The 14,670-nt window shown below is 64.1% G+C and carries 13 protein-coding genes; 10 read left to right on the forward strand and 3 right to left on the reverse strand.

Going from position 1 to position 14,670, the window contains the following annotated elements; all coding sequences use genetic code 11:
• The first annotated feature begins 73 nt into the window (after positions 1-73).
• The 10 genes from adh (at position 74) to ACRQ5Q_RS20620 (ending at position 10,689) form a co-directional block, all read left to right on the forward strand.
• A complete protein-coding gene (adh, locus tag ACRQ5Q_RS20575; RefSeq protein ID WP_439368308.1) occupies positions 74-1,591 on the forward strand; it encodes an aldehyde dehydrogenase in 1,518 nt (505 codons plus the stop codon).
• A gap of 274 nt (positions 1,592-1,865) precedes the next feature.
• Complete coding sequence (pdhA, locus tag ACRQ5Q_RS20580; RefSeq protein ID WP_439368307.1) at positions 1,866-2,888, forward strand: pyruvate dehydrogenase (acetyl-transferring) E1 component subunit alpha; 1,023 nt, start codon at positions 1,866-1,868, stop codon at positions 2,886-2,888.
• A 29-nt stretch (positions 2,889-2,917) separates the two neighbouring features.
• On the forward strand, positions 2,918-4,300 hold the full coding sequence (locus ACRQ5Q_RS20585) for a pyruvate dehydrogenase complex E1 component subunit beta (RefSeq protein WP_439392169.1): 1,383 nt from the start codon (positions 2,918-2,920) through the stop codon (positions 4,298-4,300).
• Positions 4,301-4,303: 3 nt separating this feature from the next.
• Positions 4,304-4,606, forward strand: a complete 303-nt coding sequence (locus ACRQ5Q_RS20590) for a DUF5076 domain-containing protein (RefSeq protein ID WP_008547332.1) — start codon at positions 4,304-4,306, stop codon at positions 4,604-4,606.
• Position 4,607: 1 nt separating this feature from the next.
• Entirely contained in the window at positions 4,608-5,060 is a 453-nt protein-coding gene (locus tag ACRQ5Q_RS20595; RefSeq protein ID WP_080137508.1) for a nucleoside deaminase, read from the forward strand.
• Positions 5,061-5,122: 62 nt separating this feature from the next.
• On the forward strand, positions 5,123-6,472 hold the full coding sequence (locus ACRQ5Q_RS20600) for a pyruvate dehydrogenase complex dihydrolipoamide acetyltransferase (protein WP_439392170.1): 1,350 nt from the start codon (positions 5,123-5,125) through the stop codon (positions 6,470-6,472).
• A gap of 8 nt (positions 6,473-6,480) precedes the next feature.
• A complete protein-coding gene (locus ACRQ5Q_RS20605) occupies positions 6,481-6,714 on the forward strand; it encodes a hypothetical protein (protein ID WP_439392171.1) in 234 nt (77 codons plus the stop codon).
• Positions 6,715-6,731: 17 nt separating this feature from the next.
• Positions 6,732-8,153, forward strand: a complete 1,422-nt coding sequence (gene lpdA / locus ACRQ5Q_RS20610) for a dihydrolipoyl dehydrogenase (protein ID WP_439392172.1) — start codon at positions 6,732-6,734, stop codon at positions 8,151-8,153.
• 144 nt (positions 8,154-8,297) lie between these two features.
• On the forward strand, positions 8,298-9,539 hold the full coding sequence (locus tag ACRQ5Q_RS20615; protein ID WP_439392173.1) for a threonine synthase: 1,242 nt from the start codon (positions 8,298-8,300) through the stop codon (positions 9,537-9,539).
• Positions 9,540-9,717: 178 nt separating this feature from the next.
• Positions 9,718-10,689 (forward strand): tripartite tricarboxylate transporter substrate binding protein BugD, encoded by a 972-nt coding sequence (locus ACRQ5Q_RS20620; RefSeq protein WP_439392174.1) that lies wholly within the window; start codon positions 9,718-9,720, stop codon positions 10,687-10,689.
• 63 nt (positions 10,690-10,752) lie between these two features.
• Here the strand turns inward: ACRQ5Q_RS20620 and ACRQ5Q_RS20625 are convergent, their stop codons facing one another.
• The 3 genes from ACRQ5Q_RS20625 to ACRQ5Q_RS20635 form a co-directional block, all read right to left on the reverse strand.
• Positions 10,753-11,139: a response regulator transcription factor gene (locus ACRQ5Q_RS20625; RefSeq protein ID WP_439368300.1), complete on the reverse strand. Its 387-nt coding sequence runs from the start codon at positions 11,137-11,139 to the stop codon at positions 10,753-10,755.
• An 87-nt stretch (positions 11,140-11,226) separates the two neighbouring features.
• Positions 11,227-11,892 carry a response regulator transcription factor gene (locus ACRQ5Q_RS20630; RefSeq protein WP_439368299.1) on the reverse strand — a complete coding sequence of 222 codons (666 nt, stop codon included), beginning with the start codon at positions 11,890-11,892 and terminating at the stop codon, positions 11,227-11,229.
• On the reverse strand, positions 11,889-14,315 hold the full coding sequence (locus ACRQ5Q_RS20635) for a PAS domain-containing sensor histidine kinase (RefSeq protein WP_439368298.1): 2,427 nt from the start codon (positions 14,313-14,315) through the stop codon (positions 11,889-11,891). The genes ACRQ5Q_RS20630 and ACRQ5Q_RS20635 overlap by 4 nt, the downstream gene beginning before the upstream one ends.
• Positions 14,316-14,670: the final 355 nt, after the last annotated feature.

Raw genomic sequence — 14,670 nt, forward strand, 5'->3', positions numbered from 1 at the left:
ACCTCCCGCATCATCGTTTGCGCAAGTCGTGAACACACGACGGATCGCAAACAGCAACATCGGGAGTGAGCAAATGAACAAGGTGGAATTCCTCGGCGTCACCCAGAGCCCCTTCGCCGAACGCTACGACAATTTCATCGGCGGCAAATTCGTGCCGCCTATCGCCGGCAAGTATTTCGACAACGCCTCGCCGGTGAACGGCCAGATCGTCTGCAGGATCGCGCGGTCGGACGCGCAGGACGTCGAAGCCGCGCTCGACGCGGCGCATGCGGCGAAGGCCGCCTGGGGTCACACCAGCGTCGCCGAGCGCGCCGCGATCCTGAACAAGATCGCCGACCGCATGGAAGAGAATCTCGAGCGTCTCGCGGTCGCCGAGACCTGGGACAACGGCAAGCCGATCCGCGAGACTCGCGCGGCCGACCTGCCGCTCGCGATCGACCATTTCCGCTACTTCGCCGGCGTGGTGCGCGCCCAGGAAGGCTCGATCGGCGAGATCGATCACGACACCGTCGCCTATCATTTCCACGAGCCACTCGGCGTGGTCGGCCAGATCATTCCCTGGAACTTCCCGCTGCTGATGGCCTGCTGGAAGCTCGCTCCGGCGCTCGCCGCCGGCAATTGCGTGATCCTCAAGCCCGCCGAGCAGACCCCGGCCTCGATCATGGTCTGGGCCGAGATCGTCGCCGACCTTCTGCCGCCGGGCGTGCTCAACATCGTCAACGGCTTTGGCCTCGAGGCCGGCAAGCCGCTGGCGTCGAGCCCGCGCATCGCCAAGATCGCCTTCACCGGCGAGACCTCGACCGGCCGGCTGATCATGCAGTATGCCAGCCAGAACCTGATTCCGGTGACGCTGGAGCTCGGCGGCAAGTCGCCGAACATCTTCTTCAAGGACGTCACCGCCGAGGATGACGACTTCTTCGACAAGGCGATCGAAGGCTTCGTCATGTTCGCGCTGAACCAGGGCGAGGTTTGCACCTGTCCGAGCCGGGCGCTGGTCCACGCCGACATCTACGACCGCTTCATGGAGCGGGCGCTGAAGCGCGTCGCCGCGATCAAGCAGGGCGATCCGCGCGTGGCCGACACCATGATCGGCGCGCAGGCATCGAGCGAGCAGCTCGCAAAGATCCTCTCCTATATCGACATCGGCAAGCAGGAGGGGGCCAAGGTGCTGGCCGGCGGCGGTCGGGCCGAGCTCGGCGGCGACCTGGCCAAGGGCTTCTACGTCCAGCCGACGGTGTTCGAGGGCCACAACAAAATGCGCATCTTCCAGGAGGAGATCTTCGGCCCGGTCGTCTCGGTCACGACCTTCAAGACCGATGAGGAAGCGCTCGCGATCGCCAACGACACGCTCTATGGCCTCGGGGCCGGCGTCTGGAGCCGCGATGCCAACCGCTGCTACCGCTTCGGCCGGGCGATCCAGGCCGGCCGGGTCTGGACCAATTGCTACCATGCCTATCCCGCGCATGCGGCCTTCGGCGGCTACAAGCAGTCGGGTGTCGGTCGAGAGACCCACAAGATGATGCTCGATCACTACCAGCAGACCAAGAATCTCCTGGTCAGCTACAGCCCGAAGAAGCTCGGCTTCTTCTGATCGGCAAGATCTGATCGGTGGAGGGGGCGGCGCCGTTTCGGCGTCGCCCGTTCAGTCGGGACTTGGTTGACCCAACGTTTCTTGGCGCGGCCGCGGATCTGCGCGTGCCGTCCCCGGCAGAGATTTGTTGCCCGATCGGCGCCAAAGATTCTCCAATATTACGGTCACGTTGCAGTGCGGCATAACGAAAGTCGTGCGATGTCGCCGCGGTGCTTTCCAAGGGCGTTTGACTTGGGTTAGAGAGGACGAAAGTTTTCTCTGACCCGGAATTCCCATGGCCGCACCCAAGAAAGCCGCCGCAGGCGCTGCACAGGACAAAACCGACGGCGCATCGCCTCCGGAATTCACCAAAGAGCAGGAGCTCAAGGCGCTCCGCGAGATGCTCCTGATCCGGCGGTTCGAGGAAAAGGCCGGCCAGCTCTACGGCATGGGCGCGATCGGCGGCTTCTGCCACCTCTATATCGGCCAGGAGGCCGTGGTGGTCGGCATGCAGATGGCCCTGAAAGAGGGCGATCAGGTCATCACCGGCTATCGCGACCACGGCCATATGCTAGCCACCGGCATGGACGCCAACGGCGTCATGGCCGAGCTCACGGGCCGCCGCGGCGGCTATTCAAAGGGCAAGGGCGGCTCCATGCACATGTTCAGCAAGGAGAAGCACTTCTACGGCGGCCATGGCATCGTCGGCGCCCAGGTCTCGCTCGGCACAGGTCTGGCCTTCGCCAACCACTATCGCGGCAACGGCAATGTCAGCGTCACCTATTTCGGTGACGGCGCGGCCAACCAGGGCCAAGTCTATGAGAGCTTCAACATGGCGGAGCTCTGGAAGCTGCCGGTGATCTACGTCATCGAGAACAATCGCTACGCCATGGGCACCGCCGTCTCGCGCGCCTCGGCCCAACAGGATTTCTCCAAGCGCGGCGTGTCCTTCAACATTCCCGGCAAGCAGGTCGACGGCATGGACGTCCGCGCCGTCAAGGCGGCGGGCGAGGAGGCGGCGGCCTGGTGTCGCGCCGGCAAGGGTCCCTTCATCCTGGAGATGCAGACCTACCGTTATCGCGGCCATTCGATGTCCGACCCTGCAAAATATCGCACGCGCGAGGAGGTCGAGAAGGTCCGCCACGACCAGGACCCGATCGAGCAGGTGCGCAATCGCCTGCTGGCGGCGAAGGTCAGCGAGGCCGATCTCAAGGCGATCGACGCCGAGGTGCGCGACATCGTCAATGCGTCTGCCGACTTTGCCCAGCATGATCCCGAGCCGGATGCCGCCGAGCTCTGGACCGACGTTTACCGCTGAACGCGCGCAAGCTTTCTTTTGGAGTAGATATGCCAATTCAAGTGCTGATGCCCGCGTTGTCGCCCACGATGGAAAAGGGCAACCTCGCCAAGTGGCTGAAGAAAGAGGGCGAGACGATCAAGTCGGGTGACGTGATCGCCGAGATCGAGACCGACAAGGCGACCATGGAGGTCGAGGCGACCGACGAGGGCACGCTCGGCAAGATCCTGGTCCCCGAGGGCACCGCCGATGTCGCGGTGAACACGCCGATCGCGACCATTCTCGCCGACGGCGAGAGCGCAGCCGATCTTGCGAAGGCGCCTGCACCGGCAGCGAAAGCCGCCGAATCCGCGCCGCCTGCCGCAGCAAAGGCCGAAGCGCCTGCACCGAAAGCCGCGCCCGCGCCGCAGGCCGTTGCCGAACCCGATCCGGAAGTGCCCGCCGGCACCGAGATGGTGAGGCAGACCATCCGCGAAGCGCTGCGCGACGCCATGGCCGAAGAGATGCGCCGCGACCCCGACGTCTTCGTGATGGGCGAAGAGGTCGCCGAATATCAGGGCGCCTACAAGGTGACCCAGGGCCTGCTCCAGGAATTCGGCGCCAAGCGCGTGATCGACACCCCGATTACCGAGCACGGCTTTGCCGGTGTCGGCGTCGGCGCCGCCATGACCGGCCTGAAGCCGATCGTCGAGTTCATGACCTTCAACTTCGCCATGCAGGCGATCGACCAGATCATCAACTCCGCGGCCAAGACGCTCTACATGTCCGGCGGCCAGATGGGCTGCTCGATCGTGTTCCGTGGTCCGAACGGCGCCGCTGCGCGCGTCGCCGCGCAGCACAGCCAGGACTATTCGGCCTGGTACTCGAACGTCCCGGGTCTCAAGGTCGTCGCGCCGTTCTCCGCCGCCGACTACAAGGGCCTGCTCAAGGCCGCGATCCGCGATCCCAATCCGGTGATCTTCCTCGAGAACGAGGTGCTGTATGGCCACACCGGCGAGGTGCCGAAGCTCGACGATTTCATCGTTCCGATCGGCAAGGCGCGCATCGTGCGCTCCGGCAGCCACGTCACCATCATCTCGTGGTCGAACGGCATGACCTATGCGCTCAAGGCTGCCGACGAGCTCGCCAAGGAGGGCATCGAGGCCGAGGTGATCGACCTGCGCACGCTGCGTCCGATGGACACCGAGACCATCGTCAATTCCGTCAAGAAGACCGGCCGTGCCGTCACGGTGGAAGAGGGCTGGGCCCAGAGCGGCGTCGGCGCCGAGATCGCCGCGCGGATCATGGAGAATGCCTTCGACTATCTGGATGCGCCGGTCGCGCGCGTCTCCGGCAAGGACGTGCCGATGCCCTATGCCGCCAACCTGGAGAAGCTCGCGCTGCCTTCGGCTGCGGAAGTCGTCGAGGCCGCCAAAGCCGTCTGCTACAGGTAGACCATGGCGGGCCCCAAGGAGCAGCCACTGCCGCCCGACGTCATGACCCGCGACGACGCGGTCGAGATCTTGCGCGTGTTCGTGCTGGATGGCGGGCTGTCGATGGCGTTCCAGCGCGCTTTCGAGGAGCCCGACATGTGGGGCCTGCTGCTCGTCGATCTCGCCCGCCACGCCGCGCGCGCCTATGCGCGCGAGAGCGAATATACCGAGGAGGACGCGCTGAACCGGATCCTCGACATGTTCCAGGCCGAGATCGAGCGTCCCACCGACACCGGCACCACGACGCCGCGCGGGAAGGGGCACTGACGTGGCGATCGAATCCTATCACTTCGATTTCATGCTGGAGGCGATCCGCGAGGCGGAAGCCTCGATCGCGCAGGGCGGCCTGCCGATCGGCGCGGTGCTGACACGCGACAACAAGATCATCGCCCGGGGCCATAACAACCGCGTGCAGGAGAACAACGTCATCCTGCACGGCGAGATGAGCTGCCTGCGCGAGGCCGGCGCGATCACGTTCCACGACACCGTCATGTACACCACGCTGTCCCCTTGCTCGATGTGCGCCGGCGCGCTGGCGCTGTTCAAGGTCAAGCTGGTGGTGATCGGGGAGTCCGTCACATTCCCGGGCTCCAAGGACATCCTCGACAAGTTCGGCATCCCCTGGATCGACCTTGCCGACGACCGCTCCATCACCATGATGAAGAATTGGCGTTCCATCCCTGCCAATGAGCGCCTCTGGCAGGGCGACATCGGCAACTAAACCTGGTCTGTTCGTCTCCGCTGTCGGAGACGACGTTTTGCAAAGCTCTTCTTGAGGTCAGCATGCCCATCAACATCCTGATGCCCGCTCTCTCGCCGACGATGGAGAAGGGCAACCTCGCCAAGTGGCTGAAGAAGGAAGGCGACAAGGTCAAATCCGGCGACGTCATCGCCGAGATCGAGACCGACAAGGCGACCATGGAGGTCGAGGCCATCGACGAGGGCACGATCGCCAAGATCCTGGTGCCGGAGGGCACGCAGGATGTGCCGGTCAACGACGTGATCGCGGTGCTCGCCGGCGAAGGCGAGGATGTGAAGGCCGCAGGCAGCGCCAAGCCCAGCGCTTCGGCCGCGCCGCCGAAGGCTGCGGAGGCTCCTGCCGCCGCGCCGGCTCCCGCGCCTGCGCCGGCCGCGCCAAAGGCCGCGCCACCGCCCGCCGCTGCGCCACAGGCCGCAGCGCCGGCCGCGCAAAGCAACGGCCATGGCGGCCGCGTGTTCTCCTCGCCGCTGGCGCGCCGCCTGGCCAAGGATGCCGGCATCGATGTATCGATGATCACGGGCACCGGTCCGCATGGCCGGGTGGTCGCGCGTGACGTCGAGCAGGCCAAGTCCGGCAAGGGCCTCAAGGCGCCCGCGGCGGCGCCGTCAGGCGCGCCCTCGATCGCGCCGACCATGTCGGACAAGCAGATCCTGTCGCTGTTCGAGCCCGGCTCCTACGACATCGTCCCGCATGACGGCATGCGCCGCACCATCGCGCAGCGCCTGACCGCGTCGATCCAGAACGTCCCGCACTTCTACCTGACGATCGATTGCGACATCGGCAAGCTGCTCGCCGCGCGCGAGGAAATCAACGCCGCCGCGCCGAAGGACAAGGAGAAGAAGCCGCTCTACAAGATCTCGGTCAACGACTTCGTCATCAAGGCGATGGCGGTCGCGCTGCAGAAGATCCCGAACTGCAACGTGAGCTGGACCGAAAGCGGCATGGTCAAGCACCACCATTCCGACGTCGGCGTTGCCGTGGCGATGCCGGGCGGCCTGATCACGCCCATCATCCGCAAGGCCGAGACCAAGACGCTGTCGGCCATCTCCAACGAGATGAAGGATTTTGCCGCGCGAGCCCGCTCGCGCAAGCTCAAGCCCGAGGAATACCAGGGCGGCACCACCGCCGTCTCCAATCTCGGCATGTACGGCATCAGCCACTTCACCGCGGTGATCAACCCGCCGCATGCCACGATCCTCGCGGTCGGCACCAGCGAGGAGCGTCCCGTCGCGCGCAGCGGCAAGATCGAGATCGCGCAAATGATGAGCGTGACCTTGTCCTGCGATCACCGCGCCATCGACGGCGCGCTCGGCGCCGAACTGATCGGCGCGTTCAAGCAGCTGATCGAAAACCCCGTCATGATGATGGTCTGAGATGGCGCATGAGGACGCGCTGGCCCTGGATCTCGATGCTGGTCTCGCTGATCCTCGCGCTCAGCCCGCACGGCCGCGAGATCATTGAGGCTGCCTTCTTTGCCGGCGAGGCGCTGTCGCGCAACATCTGGGGGCCGATCGCGCTCACCATCTTCGCCATCATGGCGGCGGTCATTCTCATCGAATGGCTGATCAGAACCTACATCTTCAAACGCCGCGCCCGCGGCGCAACGACCGCTTGAGTTGAATGGGAGCCGCCATGGCCGATACATCCTTCGACATCATCATCATCGGCTCCGGTCCCGGCGGCTATGTCACCGCGATCCGCGCCGCTCAGCTCGGCTTCAAGGTCGCGATCGTCGAAAAATCCTATCTCGGCGGCATCTGCCTGAATTGGGGTTGCATTCCGACCAAGGCGCTGCTGCGCTCGGCCGAGATCTATCACTACATGCAGCACGCCAAGGATTACGGCCTGTCGGCGGAGAAGGTCTCGTTCGATCCGAACGCCGTGGTGCAGCGCTCGCGCGGCGTCTCGAAGCGGCTGAACGACGGCGTCGGCTTCCTGATGAAGAAGAACAAGGTCAGCGTGATCTGGGGCGCGGCCTCGATCGATGCGCCCGGCAAGGTCACCGTGAAGAAGTCCGACGTCGAGGGCCCGAAGGGCGCGCTGGGCGAGGGGACCTACCAGGCCAAGCACATCATCGTCGCGACCGGCGCACGGCCGCGCGTGTTGCCCGGGCTCGAGCCCGACAAGAAGCTGGTCTGGACCTATTTCGAGGCGATGGTGCCGGACCGGATGCCGAAGTCGCTGCTGGTGATCGGCTCCGGCGCGATCGGCATCGAGTTCGCCTCGTTCTTCCACACCATGGGCTCCGACGTCACCGTGGTCGAGGTGCTGCCACAGATCCTTCCCGTCGAGGACGCCGAGATCGCAGGTCTTGCACGCAAGCGCTTCGAGAAGCAGGGCATCAAGATCATGTCCTCGACCAAGGTGACGAAGCTCGAGAAGAAGGCCGACAGTGTCGTTGCCACCATCGATGACGGCAAGGGCAAGCCCGTGGCCACCGAGTTCGAGCGCGTGATCTCGGCTGTCGGCGTCGTCGGCAACATCGAGAATCTGGGACTCGAAAAGCTCGGTGTCAAAACCGATCGCGGCATCATCGTGGTCGATGGCTACGGCAAGACCAACGTTCCCGGCATCTATGCCATCGGCGATGTCTCCGGTCCCCCGATGCTCGCGCACAAGGCCGAGCATGAGGGCGTGATCTGCGTCGAGGCGATCAAGGGCCTGCATCCGCATCCCATGGACAAGAACATGATCCCGGGCTGCACCTATTGCCATCCGCAGGTCGCCTCCGTCGGCCTGACGGAAGCCAAGGCCAAGGAGAGCGGCCGCGAGATCCGCGTCGGCCGCTTCCCCTTCGTCGGCAACGGCAAGGCGATCGCGCTCGGCGAGGACCAGGGCCTGGTCAAGGTGATCTTCGACAAGAAGACCGGCCAGCTCCTCGGCGCCCACATGGTCGGCGCGGAGGTGACCGAGCTGATCCAGGGCTACGTCGTCGCGATGAACCTGGAGACCACGGAAGAAGAGCTGATGCACACGGTGTTCCCGCATCCGACGCTGTCGGAGATGATGAAGGAAGCCGTGCTGGACGCGTACGGGCGGGTCTTGAATATTTGATGGTTGGCATCGCCGCCCACCGCCGTCATTGCGAGCGAAGCGAAGCAATCCAGACTGCCTCTGCGGAAAGATTCTGGATTGCTTCGCTGCGCTCGCAACGACGAGCAGAGAGAGCTGCTTGCAAAATGAGAAGGAAATCACCCCATGCACGACAACGACAACCTCAGCATCGAGCGCCCGACCTTCGTCACCCATCTCGAATGCGCGATGGAGGGCGACCATTACGCCGCCGACCAGGTCCACAATCTCTCGAAAGCCGGCAAGCCGCTCTTGGTGCGTTATGATCTGGCCGGCGTGAAGAAGGCGCTGACCAAGGACGCGCTGGCGCAACGTCCCGGCGACATGTGGCGCTACCGCGAGCTGCTGCCGGTGCGCAAATGCAAGGACATCGTCTCGCTCGGCGAAGTCACCACGCCGCTGATCCCGCTGCCGAAGCTCGGCAAGAAGCTCGGGGGCGGCGAGGTGATCGTCAAGGACGAGGGGCGCCTGCCGACCGGCTCGTTCAAGGCGCGCGGCCTGGTGATGGCGGTGTCGATGGGCAAGGCGCTCGGCATCAAGCACATGGCGATGCCGACCAACGGCAATGCCGGCGCGGCGCTGGCGGCCTACGCCACTTCCTGCGGCATCAAGACCACGATCTTCTGCCCCGCGGACACGCCTGAGGTGAACGTCAGCGAGATCGAGCTCCAAGGCGCGACCGTCTACCGGGTCAACGGCTATATCGATGATTGTGGCAAGATCGTCGGCGAGGGCAAGGCCAAGGTCGGCTGGTTCGACACCTCGACGCTGAAGGAGCCGTACCGCATCGAGGGTAAGAAGACGATGGGCCTCGAGCTCGCCGAGCAGCTCGGCTGGGACGTGCCCGACGTGATCTTCTATCCGACCGGCGGCGGCACCGGCCTGATCGGCATGTGGAAGGCGTTCGACGAGCTGGAGAAGATCGGCTTCATCGGAAGCAAGCGCCCGCGCATGGTCGCGGTACAGGCCTCGGGCTGCGCCCCGATGGTACGCGCTTATGAGGCCGGCACCGAGCATGCCATACGCTGGGAGGACGCCCACACCATCGCCTCCGGCATCCGCGTGCCGCAGGCGATCGGCGATTTCCTGATCCTGCGCGCCGTGCGCGAGAGCAAGGGCTTTGCGATTGCGGTCGATGACGACAAGATCTCGGCGGCGCTCAACGAGGTCGCGCGCGAGGAGGGGCTGCTGCTCTGCCCCGAGGGTGCTGCGACCTACGCCGCCTACAAGGACAGCCTTGCCGATGGCCGCGTCAGCAAGACCGATCGCGTAATGCTATTCAACTGCGCGACCGGCTTGAAATACCCGCTACCGCCGGTCACCCGCACGCTCGATCGCCACAAGCCGATCGACTACGCGCAGTTCTGACCTGCTTCTCCCTCTCCCCGTTCTTACGAGGAGAGGGCAGGGGTGAGGGCCTCTCTGCGCGAATGAGATATTCGTGAGGCCTGTACCCCCTCACCCGAATTGCATCGCAATTCGACCTCTCCCCGCGAGCGGGGCGAGGTGAAGACAAAACAACAAAGACATCGCTGGGGAGAACACAATGAAGAAGGCTGTCTGGGCCGGACTGATCGGTATTCTCGCTATTGCAGGCGCAGCGCGCGCCGATGACTATCCCTCGCGGCCCATCACCATCATCGTTCCCTTTGCAGCCGGCGGCCCGTCGGATGCGATGGCGCGTGTGCTCGCCGAGCGGATGCGGGTCGCACTGGGCCAGCCGCTGGTGATCGAAAACGTCACCGGCGCGGGCGGCTCGATCGGCGTCGGCCGCGCTGTGCAATCGCCGCCCGATGGCTACACCATCTCCTTCGGCCATCTGGGCACCCATGTCGCTAACGGCGCCGTCTACAAGCTCAGCTACGATCTCGTCGCCGATCTCGAACCCGTGGTGCTGCTGCCGAGCAACCCGATGATCGTGGTCAGCAAGAACGCGATACCCGCGACCTCGCTGAAAGAGCTGATCGAATGGCTGAAGTCGCGGCCGTCGCCGCCCACCGCCGGCACGGCAGGTGCAGGCTCCGGCAGCCACATCGCCGGCGTCTATTTCGAGAGCGTGTCCGGTATCAAGCTGCAATACGTCCCGTACCGCGGCACCGCGCCTGCGCTGAACGATCTGATCGCCGGCCAGATCGATATCATCGTCGACCAGACCTCCAACTCCATCAACCAGGTCCGGGCCGGCACCATCCGCGCCTACGCCATCACTGACAACAAGCGTCTCGCCTCCGCGCCCGATATCCCGACCGCGGACGAGGCCGGGCTGAAGGGCTTCAACATGACGCTGTGGTCGGGCATGTGGGTGCCGAAGGGCACGCCGAAGGCGATCGTGACCAAACTGAATGCGGCAGCCGTGGAGGCGCTGAACGATCCCGGCGTGAAGAAGCAGCTCGAAAGCCAGGGCCTGGAAATGACGCCGCAGGACCAGCTCACGCCGGAGGCGCTCGGTGTGCGGCAAAAAGCCGAGATTGCAAAGTGGTGGCCGATCATCAAGGCGGCCAACATCAAGGTCGATTGAGCGCTTCGCTGTGGCTGCGGCGCGCAGTGCTTGCCCTCAGGACCGGTGGCACGCGCCACCGCATCACATCGTGGCGTCACCGGCGTCCGAAAGTGCCGTCTCCAGGCACTCGATCAGAGCTCGTGTTGAAAACGGCTTGGCGAGGAAGCCGATCGCGCCGGCCTTCAGCGCGCGGTCGCGCACGGCCTCGTCCGGAAAGGCCGTCATGAAGATGAAGGGCGTGGTGCGGCCGAGGCCGCGCAGATGCGTCAACAGCTCGACACCGCTCATGGCCGCCATCTGCACGTCCGCGATCACGCAGGAGCTCGTCTCCAGTTCGGCGGATTGGAGAAATTCCTGAGCGGAGCCAAAGGTGTAGACCGTGTACCCGCGCGACGTCAGGAGGTTGTTCGTCGCAAGGCGAACGGAGGCATCATCATCAACGACGGAAATGATCGAAGGTACTGACAAAATGATCGCTCCTGAACGGGGAGCCGCCGGCCGCGGTTCAGCCGCTTCAGGGAAAGTGGGCCACCAGAGCGAGCTTGGAAAGCATACTTAGGTTTGCAGGTGACCTCTGTTGCGCGGGATTCCGAGCGCATCCGTCATTCTGACGAGATCGGCCAACGACTTCGCCCCCATTTTCCGCATGATCTGCCCGCGATAGATCTTTACGGTAATTTCGGCTAATCCGAGTTCGGCGGCGACCTGCTTGTTCATCAGGCCGGATGCAACCAGGGCGAGGACGTCGCGTTCGCGTGCCGTCAGCCCCTCGAAACGGGATCGCACGCCCGAGATGGACTTCTCGGCATCGCGCCGCTTGCGATCCCGTTCGATTGCCGCTTGCACCGCGTCCAGCATGTCCTGGTCGCGCACCGGCTTGGTCAGGAAATCGACGGCACCGCTTTTCATGGCTCTCACGGTCATGGGGATATCTCCGTGACCGGTGATGAAGATGACGGGCGTGTGAATATTGGCCTTGGCGAGGTCGGCCTGGAGGTCGAGGCCGCTCGCGCCTGGCAGGCGGATGTCGAGCACGAGGCAACTGGGGACCGCGGGCGGTTTGGCTTCCAGGATCTCCGCCGCCGAGCTGAAGGCTTCGACCTTGAGGCCGACCGATTGAAAAAGATTGGTCAGCGCACGGCGCATCGACGGATCGTCGTCGACGATAAGGACGATCGGATCACCGGTGCTCCCCTCGGCCTGCTTGGCACGGTCAGTCACGACATGTCCTTGTGTGGCAGGGGTAGGGCGATCTGGAATGTTGCACCGCGCCCCTCGTTTTGAAAGGCCGAAAGCCGGCCCGCGTGAGCCTCGATGATCGATCGGCAGATCGAGAGTCCCATTCCCAGACCGCCCGATTTCGTCGTGAAGAAGGGGGTGAAGATGCGTTCCTTGACGTCTTTGGCAAGGCCGACGCCGCGGTCCGTCACGGTGAGGAGCAGGCAGTCGTCGTCGTTCGCCCGGCACGAGCGGATCGCCAGTTCGCGGAGGCGATCGACATTGCCTTGCATGGCTTCAATGCCGTTCATGACCAGGTTGATCAGCACCTGCTGGAGCTGGATTCGGTCGCCGCAGATCCGTGGCAGATCGGACGCCAGCTCCATGCGCACCGATACCGCGTGGGTCGCGAGCTCGCGCCGAACCAGCGCCACGGCCTCCCTGACGACCTCGTTGATGTCGAGTGGGACGACTTCGATCTCGGTCTTCTTAGCAAGCGCCCTGATCCGACGGATGACCTCGATCGCCCGATTGGCGTCCTCGACAATCCATTCGGCGGACCGTCGCGCGGCTTTCAAGTCGGCCGGTTCGCGGTCGAGCCAGGCGATGCAGGCGTCCGCATTGGAGATCACGGCGGCAAGAGGCTGGGTGATTTCGTGGGCAACCGAGGTGGTCAGCTCGCCGAGGGTCGTGACGCGCGTGACATGGGCGAGTTCGCTTTGCGCCTTGCGCAACGCCTCTTCCGCTTGTTCGACGCGGATCGCCGCGGTGATGTCGCTGCTGACGCCGCGATAGCCGAGAAAATTGCCTTGCGTATCATGGAACGGCTTGCCGCTGGTGCGCACGTAGATTGGAGATCCATTGCGGTCCCTGCTGCGGTAGATCAGATCGCGGAACGGGACACGGGCATCAAGCGCCGCGCGGTGCTGCTCCCATTTCTCCGGCTCGAGTTCGGCATCGGGTGGGATGTCCCAAGGGGTCAGGCCGATCAAGCCGGTTGGCGGGGCGGTGGAGGTGTCGGCATGTTCAGATATCCGCGTGATGCGGTGGTCCGGCCCGGTCTCCCAGAACCAGTCCGATGCGGTTTCGGCATAGTCGCGGAATCGCTGCTCGGAAGCCTTCAGCTCGTCGAACGCCTTGTGCAGCGCATCTTTTGCCGCAAACTGCTCGGTGACGTCCACGTGCGTGCCGATGATTTCCATCACCTCACCGTCGCGGCCCATCACCGGATGTCCCTCGGTGTGGACGCGCCTGATCGAACCGTCGGGGCGGGCAATCCGGAAGTCGATCTGGAAGGGCTGCTTCTGCCTGATCGCTTCACGTTCCACCGCGATGATCCGCTGAAAGTCCTCCGGCAGGATACGTTGCTGGAAAGCCCGGGCCGGGAGATCGACCTGGTCCGGCTCAAACCCGAACAGGCGATAGAGTTCAGCCGATCGATAGGCGAACTCCTGGCGATGAACGTCCCAGGCCCAGCTGCTCGTATGGCTGAGGCGTTGAGCTTCACTCAAATAGGCTTCGCTGCGACGCAGCCTCTGTTCCGCTTCCTTGGCAACCGTGACATCGGTCACGGCCCCGACGAACTCGATGCGCCCGGATGGATGTCGCACCGCGCGCGCCACGGAATGGAGATATTTGACCGATCCATCGGGCATCAGCAGACGGTATTGGTGATCGAAATCCTCCGCCAGGCGGTAAGCCCGCTCGAGGGTGCTGCGGACCCTGTCGCGATCTTCCGGATGAATGCGCTGAAAGACGAAGCGAAGAGTCGGCTTCCTCGCCGGGTCGCACTGGAAGATGCGAAAAGTCTCCCTCGACCAGACCGCCTCGCCGGTCGCGAAGTTCAGGCCGAAGCTGCCGGTGTGGCTCAATTCCTGAGCCTGGGCGAGGTAGGCTTCGCTCTGCCGCAGCGCATCTTCGGTCTCCCTGCGCTGGGTGATGTTCTCGCAGGCGACCAGCAGGATCGGCGTGCCGTCGCCGCGCAGCATCGCCTTGGCGTTTTCACGGACCCAGAGCACCGACCCGTCCTTTCGGAATTTACGAATCTCCCAGGTGTGCGACTGGTCCACGGTCGTCAGGCACAACGCGACGCATTGACGAACTAGGTCGTGGTCTTCCTCGAAGAAGACGTTCAGCACGGGTTGGCCGATCAGCTCGTCCGTCGTGTAGCCCAGTTGTTCGGCGCCGAACGTATTGACGTTGAGCACCGTTCCGGCCGAATCGACCATGAAGTACATGACCGGATTGTGCTCGAACACCTGGCGCCATTGCTTCACGGCCTCACGCAGATCGGTGTTCTGCCGCAAGACGTCTGCGACCGCGGGTCTGTCCTTCTCGCCGTTGCCGAATGATCGAAGCGCCGCAAGGCCGCCGAGCAGGAATTGTACGGCCGAATTCCCGATTTTCATGATCTGGCCAGGCATCATCGCAAGCGTCCCGGCTCGCCAGCGTCGAGGCGAGTAGAGCACTTTGCCATAACAGGGGCAATTCCCTCCGACCAAAGTCGAACTCTCCGCAAAATTCCCGATTGCCGTGCAGCTTGTGAGCGTTGCGCCGTCTCGTTGCGCAAGGTGGGTGGAGGAGGTCCGGAAGACTACGGCACAAACCTACGTATAGCTCGCACAATCCAAGTTCTAGCGCGCATTTACCTCCGTACAATTGAGCGGTGCGTTGCAAGGAGCCTAGTCTTGCGGTCAATCGAGAGGAGACGATTGCGGAGCACAAATTGCCGGAGCGCCCGGCGTGTTGCGCCCAAAGAGCCAAGCTCTGCGTCCCCCCTGA

The organism is Bradyrhizobium sp. PMVTL-01 (assembly GCF_051861855.1).
Taxonomy (GTDB): Bacteria; Pseudomonadota; Alphaproteobacteria; order Rhizobiales; family Xanthobacteraceae; genus Bradyrhizobium.